This is a genomic window from Pseudomonas sp. H1_F01, assembly GCF_054681425.1.
Window position 1 is genome coordinate 3,267,233 of the sequence record NZ_CP162823.1, and the last position, 16,717, is coordinate 3,283,949.

Below are 16,717 nucleotides of genomic sequence, written 5' to 3' on the forward strand. Positions count from 1 at the left end.
AACATGATGTGTTCCTCTATGACCGCCTCTGGCGGGCCATGAGGTCATGCGTGCTTAGAATTTGACGTGTTACCCCAAGCCCCGCCAGAGATGGACGGGGCTTTTTAGTTCTCCGTCCGAACATGGTTGACGGAGAGTGAAATGTTCGAAATTAGACGAGCCGGCCACAGTGATTCCCAGAAAGCGTTCGACATTCGCCTTCTAGCGATACGGCATCAATGCATCGGGCCCTATACCGAGACGCAGCTATTGGCCTGGACGGCTGGTGCGGCCGAGGATGGATATTACAAACTGATGGAGAAGCACTTCTATCTGGGCTGTATTGAAGGAGAGCCTGTGGCGACAGGAATGCTTGACCTCGAGAACAGCGAAATCGGCGCGATCTTTGTGCATCCTGGCTTTATGCAACGAGGTATCGGCAGGAGAGTCCTGGATCACCTCGAACGTCTGGCACGAGATTTGGGCCTGGAAGAAGTCAAGCTTGATGCTACTTTGAATGCAGCTGACTTTTACCGACGCTACGGTTTCGTTGGTGAGGAGCCTGCGATTTACCATTCTCCTTCGGGGCTTCAGCTGGCGTGTATTCCTATGATGAAGGGGCTTTGACTGGTCTGATTTGATGCTCAGGAATTGGAGCATCAAATGATGCGATCGCAGTTTTCTGCAGATTCATCATGCCCCAAACGCAAAAACGGCACCCGAACAGGCTACGTGAAACTTAGCAATCTGCGCGGTGCATCAAAGAAAAATGCTCCGTATCGAAAGATGCGGAGCATTTTTCGTTATGGCGTGCATCCAAGGAGCGTCCCGCAGCCAGACCAGCCAGTTCCCGGTCTCGCTGGAATAGTTGATTCCCGAGGACCACCTCGTTCGTGTCATCAATCTATACTTCGGCAAGCTGAATCTCGCGCTGTTGGGCTTTGATAAAGCGCCACCCAAAAGCACCGGGCGCCCCTCTTATGATTCGGCCGATCAGCTAAAACTTTTCCTTTACGGCTATTTTTCTAATGGACCCGCTCTTCGCGGCGGCTCGAAGCCGAGTGCCAGAGCAACATCGAAGTGATTTGGCTGATCAACCGGCTCAAACCCAACTTCAAGACCATTGCCGATTTTCGCAAGAGCAACAAACCCGCCTTTATTGCGACGTACCGCGCCTTCGTCCAGTTTTGCCGCGTGGTGGGTTTGATCGCAGGCGAGTTCGTGGCAATTGATAGCAGCTCGATGGGTTTCTCTCGCCTGACGCGAGCATTTGCACCGGCGTTTCATCGACGTGCACAACGTTGTGCTCAAGCATCACTTCGCGTAGGGCATCGACCAATGGCAGCAATTACACACCGCAAATACCGACCCAGCTGGCCAGCGTTGAACGAGGAATCGCAAGTTTTACAATAGAGCAGGTGAGCCTGAGGCGCGTGAGGGCTTCGTGCAGTTCGGGGTTGGGGTAATTAGGGGGGCTCGCGAACCTGCATCCAGTCGAAAAAGTCTTCGGATGCAAAGCCGACGCTGCAGTTGGCGTCGAACCGCTCGTTGATTCTGATGAGGGTCATCCGCTTAGCTTCTTGTGGTGAGGTCGGGAAGAAAGCTCCACCAGGTTCGCTGTGCATGAAGAAATCGCCGAGTTTTGCTCCGCAGTTTTCGCAGTGATTCATCAGGTAACAGCTGCCTGTCGTTTTGCTGTAGGCCTGCTTGAACTTGTTGGTGAAGTGATGGATCTGCTTCGTGACCAAGGGGGAGAGGCTGTCGACGTTGGAGACCGTTCCGCGATACCCATGGCACTTCCATTGCCGAGGTTGCTTGTGAGCGCGAAATCTTCGTCCTCACCCTCGTAGTAATCGAATTCTTCGTGTTGCTCGGGTAGCTTGAACGAGAACACGCGGGTCAAATTGGAGCAGCCCCAGCAGTCGGACACCGACTCTATGACGTAGTAATACGGTGCTCTGACGCTAAATTCAGGCCCGTGCTCCAGGTCTGCGTACTCTGTTACGGGCAGCCATTGAGCCAAGGGGCTGATGTCGACACCCTCGGGGATGTACCAAGTCTTCAGGCTCGGGTCCCATCTGGCACCGAGTGATTTCGCTTCATCTTTTTCTGAGAAGGGGACTTTCAGATCAATCCTTGCCATCTCTGTATCCGTACGTATTGCTCGTCAGTAAGCGCAGCTTTAACCTGAAGCGACTTATGGAATCTTGATCCCCAACGCATTCAGCGATGGTGTATCCATCCGGCCATTCACGGTCCGCCCACTGTCCATCTGAAAGGCCATCAACGCACCGCGTGTTGCTTTGCCCATCACCCCATCAATGGAGCCTTGATAATACTGGCGCACCATCAGCGCGGTCTGCACACGGGTGACCAGGTTGCTTTTCTGCTCATTGGTCGCGCGGCTCTTAGAAGTGCTTGTCCCGCTGATAGTGCCAGACGACTGATAAAGGCTGTTGCTGCTTGGAGGGCTGCTCGAAGCACTCGGCGCGCTGTAGCCTCGGGTACTAGTAGCGGGTGGGCTGTAGTAGCGAGGTGCGCTATAGCCACCCGAGCCGCTGTAGTGAGAACTGTGCGAGCTGTGGGACCGGTGAGAACTGTGCGAGCGATGCGCCGCATAGATGTTGACGGTGTTTGGCGCATTGAGCGTATCGGCAAATACCGGGGGCTGTAGCTTGTCGTTGGGTTGCCAGTTCGCATCGGCGAGTGGCAGATGGCCCGCCTGTGCCAGGGTGGTACCTGCTATTGGCAGCAGGCTGATCCCACTGATCAGGACTTTCCAGCGGTCGAGCAATTTCACTGTGCACTCCTTGCATAGGCGCTAAAGGCCTCGGTCGATAGTAGTTGTACGCCGCGGCTCTGCCAGCGGTCGGTGTGGGATTTGAAGAAGCCAGAGCAATGTTTGACGGCAGCGCATTGTTGGCAGGTATCGATGAACAGATTCTTCCAGTCCGAGATGCTCTGGCGGGCGAAACGCGAGAGGTGGGCCGGGATCAGGCACAGGGGCAAGTTGTAGATCGAAACCGGCACTCCGCGGTTGAACAGGAAATACACGGCCTGGCTCAACGACTCCTGATAGTCCAGCGGGTCAATCCACAGTTCTTCGTAGTTTTTCCTGGCCAGGCCGGTGCTTTCGATACCCATCAGCGCAACATGCCGCACGAAGGGCAGGTTCCTGAACACGTAGTGGGCGAGCTCGGGCAAGCGTGGCGTGGTCAGGCGATTGAGTACCACGCGTATCTCGATGATCTGGTTGGCGCGCGCCAGGTTGTAAAGACCTTGCAGGGTTTCGCTGAACGCGCCTGGAGCCTGCACCACATGGTCATGGTCTTCGGCATTGTCGGCATACAGGGGGATGCCCCAGCTCAACTGAGGGTGGCCGATTGCAGAGAGCGCTGCGATCCAGCTCGGGTCTTGGAACAGACGCCCGTTGCTGAGTACATGAATGGATTTCTGTGGCAAAACGGCTTTGCACTTGGCCAGGATTTCCAGCAGGCCGTCGCGATAAAGCGTGGGTTCTCCACCGCTGATTCCCAGATTTTCTTCGCCCGCGTCCATCAGGTCGATCAGCCGTAGGTTCTCCTCGATGTGCCAGCGGTCATCGATATCTTTGGGCGGCTGCGAGCACATCAGGCAGAGGCTGTTGCAACGATCGGTCATGAACAGCAGGTTGCTGTCTGAGCCTCGTCGATAGAGCACTCGCACCAACGCGTTGCCTGGTGTGATGGCAATGACATCGCCGGGCTGCACGACATCCGCATCTTTGGGGGTGTGCAGGTATGGCCGCGCGCAGTCGAAGTCGCCGATCAATGGCTCCGGGATCAGGAATCCACCCACTGGTAATGAGAGCAGATGCGGGCTCCGTAGCCGTTCTTCGTTTGGCAGCCAAAGCAGCAGGTCACCGAATTCAACGCTTCCGGCACAAACAGCCAGGCCTTGTTCGATGAATTCATCCAAAGTGATGACTTTGAGCAGTTTCGGCTCATTCAGGTGATGGATTTCGAAGCGGGTATCTTTGCGCAGCATCGCCATCAGCCCCTGTAACCCGGAAATCGAACATCGTTGTAAGAGCGCCTGTTCAACCAAGACAGCAGCACTCTCTGTACGTTGTCGTCGCCATCGCAAAGCAGGCCGAAAAGATGCTTCAGCAGCCCCATGTTCTTCTTGCAGAAGCTGCTGAACACTCGGTGTCCGATCGGGTCAGCTTGACGGGCGTAGTGTTCGATGGGGTCAGCACCGCAGTACGGGACAAGTGCGCAATCGGAGCAGCCCGGCAGCGCCTCTGCTACACCACTGGCGAGCAACGCATTCATAACGGGCGATGCGAGCAATTCAGACAAGGGTTGCTGCACGGTGCCGAGCCTCAAGCCGTCTTCACCCATCTCCAGCAACATTCGGGCTTCGTCCGAGGGATAGACGTAACCGTCATAGTTGTAGACCAGCGCCGCAGTGCCTGCGCCAGCGGGGGAGCGCAGGTCTACATAGCCGGAGGAGAAGGGTGTCAGGATATTCTTCAGCAACAGGCTCGTATAACTCTCTGAGAGGAATACGTCCTGTTGGTTGATATGCAGCAAATAGGTCAGTGCCTTCTTGTAGAAGGCCAGGTATCGCTCGATAGGGTAATCAAGTCGATGGGCAATCTTGGTGGCAAACCCATAAGGGCTCAGAGGCCGAAGCGAGATGCTGGAAAAGCCCTGGCTTACATACTCATCGATGATCGCTTCAGGTTGTTCGAGGCTTCTTGAAGTCAGCGTGGTCAGCGCGGAAACTGCATCATGGCCAAGGCGTTCACGGACCCACTGGATGCCTTTTACAGTGCGTTCGTAGGAGTCTCGTGACGGGGTAGGGCGGTTGGCATTGTGCAAGGGCGCCGGCCCATCGAGCGAGGTCGAAAACTGGATGCGATTTTGTTCTGCGAAGTCGAGTATTTCCTCCGTCAGGTGGTGCAGCGTGGTGGTGATGACGAACTGGATATCCCGTTGTTCGACCACGTTTCGTTCAACGATCCATTCGACAATCTGGCGGACGCGCTCGAAGGCCAGAAGCGGCTCGCCACCCTGAAACTCCACAGTCAGGGCGGGAGCGTTCGATTCGAACAGGCGATCGACCGCCGCCTGTGCATCCGCTTCCGACAGGTCGTGGCCGGATCCTCCCAGAGGGGCACGCGACACCTGGCAGTACTGGCAGGTGTGGTTGCAGCGCAATGTCACTACGAACAAGTGCAGTGCTGGGCCCTGGAAGAGGAAGTCCTTGCGGCTGCGATACTGCGCGGCCATTTCCGGGAACGGGTCGTGGCGGCCTGGTTCGTAGATGAAGTGGCGGGCCAGCAGGTCCTTGTAAAAAGGCGTACTTGCTTGAACGTCGAAGTAACTGAGGGCTCGTAATTGCGCGTCGTTCACGTGCATGTACTCACCGGTATCGGAGGTGAGTAGGATGTCACGGTCATGTCCCGTGTTCATGCGCATGAATCGAAAAGGCAGCAAGCGGTAGCGCTTGGCGTCTGTCGCTATCAGTGTCACTTCGAAACCCTACATCCAGCGAGCGCGGCTCGGGCCAGGACTTCGCGCAACCCTGCTGTTTCGCGGTTGATATGGTCGCGTAGGGCGAAGTCGTTCAGATGCTGGAGGATCAGCGAGTGAGCCTGCTCCGGGGAAAGCGTTAGCCTTGCTTCAGCGGGATGGGCCGTGAGGCTTATCTGATTGGTTTCAATACCGACCTGGATCGCGACAGTGTCGGCCAGGGAATAAGCGGCGCGTTGCACCACGCTGAGCGGGTAGGCTGCGCTGTCGAGTTTCAGCGTGACTGGCCATGTCATCGGAACCGCTCCTTAAAATCCGTTGGGAACGTGTGGATATTGCCGCTTTACGAGGCATTGTGCCATCATAATTTTTACATTTGGTCCTGCCAGGCTCTCGGTGTTGTTGTACATGATCGCCTACCGCCGTTGCCTGGCCACCCCCGGCGACACGGTTTGTCGCCCGACACTGGAAGATGGGGTCAAACGCCACCGAGATCCTCATCATGAAAAACCTGTTCGCTTTCATTGGACTGTGCGTACCGCTTAAAAAGGGCTACGAGCGCTACACCGAATACACCGAGCTCAAGCGCGAGCAACGCCAGCGGGCAGACTCCTGACGTGTCTGCCGTAATGGACTGGAGGATGATTTCGGGGTGGTACCATCGCGCAGTTGTGGCAGAATGCCATACCGCTGAATTGGATCCACTGCAATACCCGACTGCTGTAGCGGTCGCTAAGAGTACAAGGAAGTCTTGATGTCCCAGGCTAAAGACACACTGCTCAGGCTGTTTGCCTTGTTGCGCCTTATCCCTACCGAACCGCAGCGTATCGCCACCACGACCTTGCTGGAAAAGCTGTGTGACAAGGGCTTTTCGGTGACGCTGCGCTCGATCCAGCGCGATCTTAACCGGCTGTCCATTCCGTTCTCGCTGCAGTGCAACGACAGCGAGGTGCCGTTCCGCTGGAGCTTCACCAAGAACGCGCCGTTGGAGCTGCAGGACATGGACGCCTCGACGGCGCTTGCCCTGTACCTGTCGGAAAGCTACCTGAACACCTTGCTACCGCAGACCGTGCTGGACCAGCTCGGCCCGCAGTTCCGCCGGGCCCGCAACTTCCTCGGTAACCTTGGCCACAACGGCCTGGCCGACTGGTCGCGACGGGTGCGTGCGGTGCCTAATGGCAAGACTCTGATCCCGGCCGCCATCGCTCCGAGGACCTGGACCCAGGTGTCCCAGGCCTTGCTCGAGCGTCGACCGCTCGACGTGGCCTACCGCAGCCGCAGCAAGTGCGAACTCAAGCTGTTTCGCCTGTACCCGGCGGGCTTGGTTTCGCGGCACTCCATCAGTTACCTGCTGGCCTCGGTAGATGGTTACGACGACGTGCGCCAGTTCGCCCTGCACCGCATGCAGCAGGTCGCGGTGGTCGACGCCCCGTCGCCGTTGCATGGCCAGTTCGATGTCGACGACTACATCGCCACCGGAATCTTCAGCCACCGCCAAGCCGAGACTCAAGTGGAACTGATCGCCGATGTCAGCGCGCAGATCGCCGTGCTGCTCGAAGAAACCCCGCTCAGTGCGCAACAGTCCCTGGAGGTCATTCCCGGACAGGCGTGGAAGCGCCTGCGCGCCTGGGTGCCCCAGGATCGCGACACCCTGTGGTGGATCTTTGGCCTCAACGACAACATTCGTGTCCACGCGCCACAGGCCTGGGTCGACGAGATCGTCCAGCGCTTGCACAGCATGCACACGCTTTACCGGATGCCTGGCCTCGACGGCCGGCAACCTCTTTCAGCGGACACCGCTATCCAGGAAAACAGCCTGAGGAATACCCATGGATAAAGAACGCCAACGCGCGCTTGAACAGTCCGTCAGCCTGTGCCCGATCTGGACCGTGCAAGCCGCGGACAAGGCCGGGCGCATGCTTGCGGAAATCGGCCAGGCCAACGGCATCCTCGCCAAGGTCTCGTCCACCGCGCAAAACGCCGCGATCAAGGGCGGCTTCGCGGCGGAGACTTGGCACGCCGAGTCATTCAATCTCGACGCGATCCTGAAGGACAAGGACGTGAGCGCCTTCACCGACAACTTCTCCAACACGCCGCTGGGCCGCAACGACATGACCCACGACATTGTGGTCATGCGCGGTGACGACCAGTTGGTGGGCGCGCAGCTTAAGTACTTCAAGAATGCCGAAGCGACGCAGAAGGCGTTTCGTTCCACCAAGGACGGCGTGCACGCCTACGAACATAGCGACCTATTCCTCGGCCCCTCGGACCAGATCGAAGGTGTGCGTCTTTCGGCTGGGCGCGACGTCCTGAGGAACCAGCAGACCCGGCCGGAGGTGTCCCGGGCCGCGGAAAAGGTCCGGGACAACACCAGCGGGCAACTGAACGTCGATGGCGTGCAATCCACTTCCTTGAGCAAGCGCGAGGCCGAGCACCTGGGCACCGCGAGCAAGACCGGCCAGGAGCTACACGACAACCTGCAAACCGGCTACCTGAACAAGGCGACGGTGCAGCAAAGCCTGCGCGCCGCTGGCTCGGCGGCGGTCATCACCACGGTGATCGCCGGCAGCATTAACACCTTCCAGTACATCAAGCAGTTCAAGGACGGCCAGATCACGGCAGAACAAGCCACCCTTCGCATTCTTGAGAACACGGTTATAGCCGCTGGCGACAGTGCCCTCAAGGCCGGTGTAGCCAACGCCAGCGTGAGTATCGCCGCGCGTTCGATGCCCGGTCTGTTCACGGGCACTCTGTTCCAGCGCAGCCTGGCCAACGGCGGCGTCGCCGGTGCGGCGGTGTGTGCGGTCGACCTGGTGCAGTGCCTGGTGCTGTTCTCGGCCGGCAAGATGAGCGCGCAGGAAATGGAAACCCGCACCGGCAAGAACCTGTTCCATACCGGCGCAGGCGTGGTCGGCGCGTCGGTCGGTGCCACTGTGGGGGCCATCGGCGGCCCGCCCGGGGCGCTGGTGGGTAGTCTGATTGGCGGCCTGATCACCACCCTCGCGATGAACATCGCTCTGGATAACCACATCGAGAAAGAGTTCCAGCTCACTCTCGCCAGCACCGAGCAGGTGGTGGGCAGCGCCATGGGCATGCATCAAACGCTAGAGTTTCTGAAGGTTTCCCAGCAGTTCTATGCCGACTTTCACAAGGGCCTGTACCTGTCCGAGCGCCACTTCGCCGGGCAGGCCCGGACCCTGGCAGGGCAAAGCAAACGACTGAAACACCAGATTGAAAACCTTTAAGGCCAATGAAATGACCGATACCACTGTTGAGGTACCGCAAGAGATCTTCGAACAGCCTCTCGAAGACGCAGACGCTCGAGCGATCGAAGCCCTGGTGAACCAGCACAAGGGCAATGCCGCCCTGACCCAGCAGTTGGCCCTCGACGCCTCGCGGGTCCTGGCGTCCAGCCAGGAACGCTTGGCCAGGCAGACCGGGGCGGGTTTTTTCAAGCGCCTGGGCAACAAGGTCAGCGGCAAGACTAGCCAGGACCAGTTGCACAACCAGGTCGACATGCTGCAGATGCAGAAATTCGCCTGGCACTACCTCAAGCAATTGCAGCAGCAAAACCTGATCAATGCCCAGAGCATCGCGGTGATCCGCAACAACCTGGGGACGATGAACGAATACATCATCGAGACCCGGGAATTCCTCTCGCAGGCGGTCGACAAGATCAACAGTCGCCTGGTGCAGGTCGAGAACCACGCCAGTTTCACCAACTGGTCGCTGCACATCGAAGCCAACAAGCGTCGCTTCAAGTCGATCCCGCGCAACCTGCTGGTGCTGCACCTCACCTATGACTTCATACGCAGCCACCACAATGTGGTGCTGACCTCACGGGACGTCAACCATCTGGTCGTCACCCTCGACAAGCTGGGGATCGACTGCGACGAAGATGTCCGCCTGCTGGACTTCATTATGGAGCTGATCGAGGGAATCGAGCTTGCCGGCATCGATCGCTTCCGCGAAATGATAGCGCTGGGCTTCGACGAGCATGTGGTGGATTCGCACTTTATCCAGAAGAACATCTCGGGCATCGGTTTCAATGCGCTGTATTTCTTGTCCGATCAGTACGAGCGCATCGTCAGCCTCATTGATGACGAAGAGATCTGCCGCAGCGACGAAGACCGCGAGAAAATTATCTCGAAGTTGTTCGGCGAGGAGTTCTCCGGGCTGTCGACCACCTATGGCATCCGTGACCTGATCGGCGAGGTGATCGGCGGCAGCGCATTGGCCATCGATATCTACAAGGACGTCAACGGGCTCAACGTAATCGAGGAGGACGAGGAGCAGGAGCACCAAGAGGGCGAGCCGCTGTCGCTGACCTCGGAGTTGCCGGAGATCAAGGTGCACAGCTTCTTCGACACTACACCCGACGAAGAACCCCGGCGCACCTACCTGCGCCTGTTCGCCCTGGCCATCGAGGGTTCCGCAACGCTGAACAAAGCAGGCGTGGAGTTCCTCGAACACCTGGCGGAAAAGGCCGGTTGTCCGGACATCGTCGGGCAGATCGGCCAGATCGCCGACAGTCCGCGCAAGCTGCAGGACTACCTGCCAATCATGCAGACGCTGCTCAACGAGGATGACCGCACCTACACCTGGCTGCTGGATGCCTTTTTCCTGCTGACCCTGTGCGGCCGGAAAATCGAGAACCTGTACGTGGCGCGGATTCTCGCGACCCTCAAGCCGGCGCAGTTTCGCGATAACTTCCCACACCTGCAGACGCTGCTCCGGGAGACCGAGGAAAAGCCGTTGCTCGACGCCGCCACGAAACTGGCCGCACAGACCCGTGGCTGGAAAAACATCGTTCGTTACCGCGTCCTGAGCTTCGAGCAGACCTACGAGGATATCGGCAAGAAGCTGCACACCGCCAGTTGGGCCGCGACAACCCTGAGCTTCGACCTGATTGCGGTCAGTAGCAAGGCATCGGACCATTCGTTCTACATGGAATCGTTCGACGACGGCTTCTTGGCCAAGGTCAGTTCGGCGGTCACAGCGTCTGCCTGCTCGGTAGGCCGCGGCCTGGCGCTGTCGAGCCTCAACACCATGCGCAAGAAGGCCAGCGAGCTGATTTCAGAACACAGCGGAGCCCTGAATTCGGCCAACGGCATGATTAGACGCATGAATCTGCCGCCGATCAACTTCGACAGCGAACTGAGCTACAGCGACTTCGACCTGGACAACTCTGCCTCGAACGACGACTGGCATGAACAGTTCTGCCGTTACGAAAGGCAGGTCGACAGTACCCTGAGCGCCTTCTCTGAAGCGTGTTCCGCTGCGGATCGCCAGATCGACCTGTTCAAGGCTGGTGAATTCGACAGATCTGTTGTGGAGATCGAGGCGCAGGAGCGTGCCGCCCGCGAACTGGCCCGGCAGCAGGAGCGGCTGGAGAAGTCGGCCGTCGTGGTCGAGATCGAGGGGCGCGCGCACCGCTTCAGCATCGAATGGCAAAACGTCGACAATCCACCCTGTGATCCGGAAAACATCCGCCAGATCAAGACCAACGGTAAGGTCTGGCTGCTGGTCGACGACGATGGCGTGTTCCATCGCAGCGAAGACGGTCTGCGCTGGCAGGTCGTGCGGCCGGATCCGCAGGAAGAGAAGCTACACGGCAAAACGTTGTCCGTCGTCGACGGGGTGTGGATCCTTATCGCGGCTTACGGCGACAGTTTCCACTTCTCCCATGATGGCTTGACCTGGCAGCGCAGCCAGGCGCCGGAGTTGCCCGACAGCTATGGCTATTCGGCGACCGAGGACGTCGTGCACTTCAGCGGCCAATGGCTCTGGCGCTTCACCGAGCGAGCCGAATACTCGTATGTCGAGAAGGGCATCATCTTCGACTCCACTAGGACGTCCACCTACTACAAGCCGCTGATCTACTGTGCCGAGCGCCTCGATGGCCCCTGGACCCGCTGGGATGGCACGCCGAACCTGCCCGACGGGGTGGAGGCGAAGAGCATGCGCTCGCTGCCGGGCTTGCCTTGCCTCCTGCTGTTCTGCAGCTATAGCTACTCGTACGTCCGGGACAGGAAGAAAAACGACGCCAAGTCGTTCGTCAATTACTACCTGCCTGGCAAGAGTGGGCGCACCTGCACCTGGGACAGCGACAAGGACGACTTCGACAATCCGCTGATCACCCGCATGAGCGGCAAGTTGATGTGCGTCTGCTGGGACCAGTATCTAACTTCGGACAAGGGTTACGACTGGAAACTCCAGACGCAGGAATTGCGCGTCGACAGCGTCTTCCACCTGGAGCGCCTGAGCCTGTTCACCAGAGCCAACGACGCACAGCGCATCTACCTGAGCGAGGACGGCGAAGCATTTAAGGAGTTCATGCTCGAAGAGGGGCGCTGGCGGTATCTGGCGGCGAAGGACCATGCCATGTTGAGCGTCTACGAACTCAACGCCCATGAAACCTTCCTGCGCATCGGACGCATCGTTTGCGAGCCGATGGGGTGATGGGAGGGGGTTCGTCGATGCCTCGCCTCTTGAATAGTATCAAGGCTGGCTAGTGCCTGTCGGCGGTGTGATACACACAGTGAGCGGAGCGTTGCAGTCAGTCGCTGAGGCGATTCAACGCTCCATGAGTATCGTCCGGTCCGGTCGGAAAATGTGGTCGTCGAAAATATCCGGCCACGATTTGTGGAACACGATGCCTCGTTAGACTGGGGGCAACCTTTTCAAACCATCTAAAGTATGCCCCCAATGTAGCAATCCTCTGGAAGTGAATGGATCTCCAAGGCCTATGAAAGCCAGAAATGCTCAGCTAAACAGCCTGCCCGACAACGCCTAAAGACTCTCAGGGTCGCCAAAAAACATCTGAATCCGCGACCGCAACCACCGCTCCCCAGGGTCGTTGTCCTGGGAACCGCGCCAGGCCATGTGCAGCTCGAAACTGCGCACCGGTATGGGCGGGTCTTCGGCGCGTACGCCGCCGGCGGCGGTCAGCGCGTCGGCCGTGTAGTCGGGCACGATGGCGATGATGTCGGTGCCCGATAATAGCGTGCTCAGGCCGTTGAATTGCGGCACGGCCAGCACCACATGGCGCTTGCGGTCGAGTTTCGCCAGCTCTTCATCGATGAAGCCGCTCAAGTCACCCGCGAAAGACACCAGGGCATGGGGGCGAGCGCAGAATTCGTCCAGGGTCAGTCGTCCTGGGGCGGTGTCAGCCCGTAGTACTTTGGGCATGCTACGCCGCAAGACCTTGCGCTTGGCGTTGGCCGGCAAGTCCTCGGTGTAGCTGACGCCAATGGAGATTTCACCGGATGCCAGCAAACCGGGCATCAGAATGTAGTTGACCCGGCGCACCACCAGCACGATGCCGGGCGCTTCGGCGCGCAGGCGCTTGAGCAGCATCGGCAGCAGGGCGAATTCGGCGTCGTCCGACAGGCCGATGCGAAACACCGAGGTGCTGGTGGCCGGGTCGAATTCCGCTGCACGGCTGACCGCCGTGGAAATCGAATCCAGGGCCGGGGAGAGCAGGGCGAAGATCTCGACCGCCCGGGCCGAAGGCTCCATGCTGCGGCCGGTACGTACGAACAACGGGTCATCGAACAGGCTGCGCAGGCGCGACAGCGCGGCGCTGATGGCCGGTTGGCCTAGGAACAGTTTCTCGGCCGCGCGAGTCACACTGCGTTCATGCATCAATGTTTCGAACACGATCAACAGGTTCAGATCGACACGCCGCAGGTCATTACGATTCATCTGGGGTCCTGGCAGATTCGGTAAGCTTGACGTGAGCGGCCATATGGGAACAATGGCCGGCATGAATCTTACGGGGAAAGGCTGGTACTCTGCACCGGCTAATTGAGTTTTCTTAGGTTAAGTCCTACAGGATTGGTTGGTTTTTCTTACTGCGGAATCAATGACAGGCATGTCGACTATTAATAGCCACTGATGGTCTTGGGTACAAAGCCCGGATAGAGTTCATGGCATTAGAGGTTACTTTGACGAGGTTTGCGATGTCCCGCACGATCCGTTTTCACAAGTTTGGTGGTGCCGAGGTGCTCAAATGCGAAGAGCATGCGGCGGCTCTTCCTGCGCCAGGAGAAGTGCAGGTCCGTGTCGAAGCGATCGGCATCAGTTGGTACGACACCTTGTGGCGCCAGAACCTGGCGTCGTCCCAGGCACGTCTGCCTTCGGGCCTGGGCCATGAAATGGCCGGCGTGGTAACGGCCGTCGGCGACGGCGTCGATGACTTGGCCGTGGGCGACAAGGTCGCCAGTTTCCCGGCCGAGAGCCCGAACGATTATCCGGTGTACGGTGAGGTCATCGTGCTGCCACGCACCGCGCTGACCCGTTATCCCGACGTGCTCAGCCCGATCGAAGCCGCCGTGCATTACACGCCGCTGCTGATCGCATATTTCGCCTACATGGACCTGGCGCGGGTCAAGCCGGGGCAATTCGCCCTGGTCACCGATGCCAGTCATTGCGCCGGCCCTTCCTTCGTACAACTGGGCAAGGCCCTGGGTGTGCGGGTGATCGCGGCCACCAAGACGGCTGACGAGCGTGAGTACCTGTTGTCGCTGGGCGCCGAGAAGGTCATCGTCACCGAAGAGCAGGACTTGCTGATGCAAATCAACAAGCTCACCGACAACCGTGGCGTCGATGTGGTCTTCGACGGCCTCGGCGGGCCCCAGATGTCGCTGCTGGGTGACGTGTTGGCACCGCGTGGCAGCCTGGTGCTGTATGGCTTGCAGGGTGGCAACCAGACGCCGTTTCCAGCCTGCGCGGCGTTCCAGAAGAACATTCAGTTCTTTGTGCACTGCATCGGCAATTTCACTGGCAAGCCGGAACTGGGCATTCTCCAGGACCAGGTGGCCTTGCAACGAGCACTGCGCGATATCAATCAACTGACCGCCGACCGCGTGCTGTTGCCACTCAAGACTCGGGTCTTCCCATTCTCCGAGTTCGTCGAGGCTCACCGTTACATGGGCGAATGCCCTTGCCGTGAACGTGTTGCCCTTCAGGTCGTCGACCCGGCCTGAACCCTGTCTTGCGCAAGAGTCATCGCCCCGGGCTCTTGCGCTGCCTTCGCCCTGACACCCCATCCTTTCTTACGGCACCTCCTGCCTGGCGGTGCTGCGTTCGCACCTCACCATCTCGCGCCTTGAATGGCCTGTCCCGGTTCGCTCAAGACTGAAACGGTCTGTCGGCCAACATCTGAACTGGTTTTTGCCCTCAATCTGTATCTTCTAATCATTGTTTAAGTCTTGATAATTGAACGCTGATTTCCATATCAAGGAAGAAGTCGTGGTGCGGTATAACTTTTTCGAAGGTCTTCATCCTTCAAGATGCATTCAAGGGGTAACGAGCATTAACAGCTGCAGATATATCTATCGACCCTGGAGAAGACAGGGCGGGGTAGACTGCCAATTAAAGTTCGGCAAGTTCTTTGTTTCTTGTGCTCATTGTCTGTGGGACGTTGTCGGAATTCTCCTAGGACGTGCCGTCCGGTCGCTTGGGTCCCGTGTTTTCGGGGCTTTAGGCGGGAGTGTGAAGGGGCGTGAGCCTACTCTCGGTATATGTATCAAATAATTACGACAAGCAATGCTCGAGCGTATTGCTAATACTCTTTGAGTGCTAGAACAACCATCTAGATCAACACGTCGCGCAGTCACGTTGGTGCGGGTGCGACGCCGATAGTTGAATTTCCAGGTAAATGGCTATGAGTGCAATTCATGAGCAGGCAATGACTCACGTGTATCAACAGATACTGCAACGACTGTCAGGTTTTTATTCCCGGGCAGAACGTACCGCGTTGCAGCTTTTGATCCAGCGTTTAATTGTCGCCGCCGGAGGCATCGAGCGGATTGGCGATTACCGAGTGTTGACGGTCCAGAATGGGAGCAGGGAAAGTTTTTATGTGCTGACCGCCTTGCGGGCCGCACAGTTGAGCATCGCGGGGCGACATCCGGTGACCTTCACCTTGCGCGTCGCCACGCCACGCCTGAGCGAAACTACCCAGGCGACGCTGGAAAACATCCACCGCTGCTACAGCGCGCTGTTTGTCTACGATGATCCCCGGGTCGAATTGCTGATGGCCGATAACCGCGAGGTGTTGCCGTTCAATCACCGGCAGCCCCTGTCGATGGCGGGGCACGAAGCCAATCGCATGGACCTGCTGGTCCTGGGGCACCTTCGCGCGGTCGACAGCCCCTTGGAGATTGGGGACGACGGCTACCTGGCGATGGCCGAGTTCTATCGGCACATGGCCCGCTGGGAGTCGGGCGTGGATTCGTTGGTCAGCAGCGATACACCGCGCCAGCAAAAACAATTCATATCGGGCCTGCGCCGCGCGACTCGCAAGATCGGCCTGCTGACCGAGCACGCCTGCGGTTTCGACAACCTTTTTGCCCACCTCGACGCCCTGGGCGGTGATGTCTACCGGCATTTCTATGGGCCGGAGCGCCTCGATGCCTGGAAGCCCGAGGGTCACTTCGAGGCCTGCCGGCGAGTGGGCCACGTCGGCATCGACGACCTGATCGTCGATCGTTCGGAGGGAACCAACTGGCCGCTCTTCAACGAGTTCCTGCGGGTGCAGACCGAGGGGCTTGTGCCATCGGCGCCTGAAAACGAATACATCAGCCCGCTGCTGTCGGCCCATCTGCACGGCCTGCAGGCCTGCTACCTGCACGGACGCAGCTATGAAACCGGCTACGGCGACTACGCGCAGCGGGCGATCATGATCATGCACCGCAAGCAATTGCCGGAACACATCTGCGAACAGGCTCGGGCGCTGTTCGGCTCGCCGTCGTCGATTCCCGAGCGTCGTGCCTACGCCGCCCTTGAAGCACAAAAGATCCTGGGGCTCAGTGAAACGCAACTGGTGTGCATGCTGTTCGCGCCCTTCGTGGGGCAGGGCACGGGCCTGGAGCATTTCCTGCGTTGCTGCCACCCCGGCATGCTGGTGGCGATGCCGGACCTGCACAAGGCCATGCAGGGCGCGACCGTCGCCGATCAGGTAGCGCAGTGGATGGTCGATGTCAGCGGCTTGCCCATCGACATCCTTGGCAAGCTGTACCGGGCGAGTGTTTCACTGCCGGAACAAGCGGAAAGCGCCCCGGGCGCCGATCCGCAGCAGGCCAATGACGGCGTTGACGCTGCAGAAGGCGGATCGGCTGCCGATGGGTTGCACGAACGCTCGGCAAGGCATTGAGGAACGAGGTTTGACGGACTCATCTACCTCGTCCCCAGTCCTTGTACCCGGCGTTGCG

Annotated in this window: 13 protein-coding genes and 2 pseudogenes; 7 read left to right on the forward strand and 8 right to left on the reverse strand. The window is 58.7% G+C overall.

Annotated features, from left to right (window positions below; translation table 11 throughout):
- Positions 1-141: 141 nt before the first annotated feature.
- Both AB4O09_RS15030 and AB4O09_RS15035 read left to right on the forward strand, forming a co-directional pair.
- Positions 142-606 (forward strand): GNAT family N-acetyltransferase, encoded by a 465-nt coding sequence (locus AB4O09_RS15030; protein ID WP_053162781.1) that lies wholly within the window; start codon positions 142-144, stop codon positions 604-606.
- 178 nt (positions 607-784) lie between these two features.
- Positions 785-1,218, forward strand: a pseudogene (locus tag AB4O09_RS15035) (transposase); the annotation flags it as partial.
- Here the strand turns inward: AB4O09_RS15035 and AB4O09_RS15040 are convergent.
- The 7 genes and pseudogenes from AB4O09_RS15040 to hxsD all read right to left on the reverse strand — a co-directional run.
- Positions 1,211-1,381 (reverse strand): annotated as a pseudogene (locus AB4O09_RS15040) (IS66 family transposase); the annotation flags it as partial. The pseudogenes AB4O09_RS15035 and AB4O09_RS15040 sit on opposite strands and share 8 nt — an antisense overlap.
- Before the next feature lie 64 nt (positions 1,382-1,445).
- Positions 1,446-1,727 (reverse strand): hypothetical protein, encoded by a 282-nt coding sequence (locus AB4O09_RS15045; protein ID WP_053162779.1) that lies wholly within the window; start codon positions 1,725-1,727, stop codon positions 1,446-1,448.
- Complete coding sequence (locus AB4O09_RS15050) at positions 1,649-2,122, reverse strand: DUF5710 domain-containing protein (RefSeq protein WP_253279491.1); 474 nt, start codon at positions 2,120-2,122, stop codon at positions 1,649-1,651. Before AB4O09_RS15050 ends, AB4O09_RS15045 begins: the two co-directional genes overlap by 79 nt.
- A 54-nt stretch (positions 2,123-2,176) precedes the next feature.
- Positions 2,177-2,779, reverse strand: coding sequence for a His-Xaa-Ser repeat protein HxsA (gene hxsA, locus AB4O09_RS15055; RefSeq protein WP_053162778.1), 603 nt, complete (start codon positions 2,777-2,779; stop codon positions 2,177-2,179).
- Positions 2,776-4,011, reverse strand: coding sequence for a His-Xaa-Ser system radical SAM maturase HxsC (gene hxsC / locus AB4O09_RS15060; protein WP_053162777.1), 1,236 nt, complete (start codon positions 4,009-4,011; stop codon positions 2,776-2,778). The genes hxsA and hxsC overlap by 4 nt, the downstream gene beginning before the upstream one ends.
- A complete protein-coding gene (hxsB, locus tag AB4O09_RS15065) occupies positions 4,011-5,498 on the reverse strand; it encodes a His-Xaa-Ser system radical SAM maturase HxsB (RefSeq protein WP_053162774.1) in 1,488 nt (495 codons plus the stop codon). The genes hxsC and hxsB overlap by 1 nt, the downstream gene beginning before the upstream one ends.
- Positions 5,495-5,794: a His-Xaa-Ser system protein HxsD gene (gene hxsD, locus AB4O09_RS15070; RefSeq protein ID WP_053162772.1), complete on the reverse strand. Its 300-nt coding sequence runs from the start codon at positions 5,792-5,794 to the stop codon at positions 5,495-5,497. Before hxsD ends, hxsB begins: the two co-directional genes overlap by 4 nt.
- Positions 5,795-6,252: 458 nt before the next feature.
- Here hxsD and AB4O09_RS15075 point away from each other — a divergent pair, with 458 nt between their 5' ends.
- The 3 genes from AB4O09_RS15075 to AB4O09_RS15085 are packed head-to-tail and all read left to right on the forward strand — an operon-like array spanning position 6,253 to position 11,960.
- Positions 6,253-7,335, forward strand: a complete 1,083-nt coding sequence (locus AB4O09_RS15075) for a helix-turn-helix transcriptional regulator (RefSeq protein ID WP_053162770.1) — start codon at positions 6,253-6,255, stop codon at positions 7,333-7,335.
- The gene (locus AB4O09_RS15080) at positions 7,328-8,743 is read left to right on the forward strand and encodes a hypothetical protein (protein WP_053162767.1); all 1,416 of its coding nucleotides are present in this window, start codon (positions 7,328-7,330) and stop codon (positions 8,741-8,743) included. The genes AB4O09_RS15075 and AB4O09_RS15080 overlap by 8 nt, the downstream gene beginning before the upstream one ends.
- Before the next feature lie 10 nt (positions 8,744-8,753).
- Complete coding sequence (locus AB4O09_RS15085) at positions 8,754-11,960, forward strand: beta propeller repeat protein (protein WP_053162765.1); 3,207 nt, start codon at positions 8,754-8,756, stop codon at positions 11,958-11,960.
- 330 nt (positions 11,961-12,290) lie between these two features.
- Here the strand turns inward: AB4O09_RS15085 and AB4O09_RS15090 are convergent, their stop codons facing one another.
- Entirely contained in the window at positions 12,291-13,205 is a 915-nt protein-coding gene (locus AB4O09_RS15090) for a LysR family transcriptional regulator (protein ID WP_027911545.1), read from the reverse strand.
- A gap of 257 nt (positions 13,206-13,462) precedes the next feature.
- On the opposite strand from AB4O09_RS15090, the gene AB4O09_RS15095 reads away from it, so the two are divergent.
- Complete coding sequence (locus AB4O09_RS15095; protein ID WP_003202189.1) at positions 13,463-14,488, forward strand: zinc-dependent alcohol dehydrogenase family protein; 1,026 nt, start codon at positions 13,463-13,465, stop codon at positions 14,486-14,488.
- A 680-nt stretch (positions 14,489-15,168) separates the two neighbouring features.
- Positions 15,169-16,659: a hypothetical protein gene (locus AB4O09_RS15100; RefSeq protein WP_028236828.1), complete on the forward strand. Its 1,491-nt coding sequence runs from the start codon at positions 15,169-15,171 to the stop codon at positions 16,657-16,659.
- The last annotated feature ends 58 nt before the right edge of the window (positions 16,660-16,717 follow it).

Coding starts and splice junctions, on each gene's coding strand:
- AB4O09_RS15030 (WP_053162781.1), top strand. CDS start 142: ATGTTCGAAATTAGACGAGCCGGCCACAGTGATTCCCAGAAAGCGTTC.
- AB4O09_RS15050 (WP_253279491.1), bottom strand. CDS start 2,122: ATGGCAAGGATTGATCTGAAAGTCCCCTTCTCAGAAAAAGATGAAGCG.
- hxsC (WP_053162777.1), bottom strand. CDS start 4,011: ATGGCGATGCTGCGCAAAGATACCCGCTTCGAAATCCATCACCTGAAT.
- hxsD (WP_053162772.1), bottom strand. CDS start 5,794: ATGACATGGCCAGTCACGCTGAAACTCGACAGCGCAGCCTACCCGCTC.
- AB4O09_RS15075 (WP_053162770.1), top strand. CDS start 6,253: ATGTCCCAGGCTAAAGACACACTGCTCAGGCTGTTTGCCTTGTTGCGC.
- AB4O09_RS15080 (WP_053162767.1), top strand. CDS start 7,328: ATGGATAAAGAACGCCAACGCGCGCTTGAACAGTCCGTCAGCCTGTGC.
- AB4O09_RS15085 (WP_053162765.1), top strand. CDS start 8,754: ATGACCGATACCACTGTTGAGGTACCGCAAGAGATCTTCGAACAGCCT.
- AB4O09_RS15090 (WP_027911545.1), bottom strand. CDS start 13,205: ATGAATCGTAATGACCTGCGGCGTGTCGATCTGAACCTGTTGATCGTG.
- AB4O09_RS15095 (WP_003202189.1), top strand. CDS start 13,463: ATGTCCCGCACGATCCGTTTTCACAAGTTTGGTGGTGCCGAGGTGCTC.
- AB4O09_RS15100 (WP_028236828.1), top strand. CDS start 15,169: ATGAGTGCAATTCATGAGCAGGCAATGACTCACGTGTATCAACAGATA.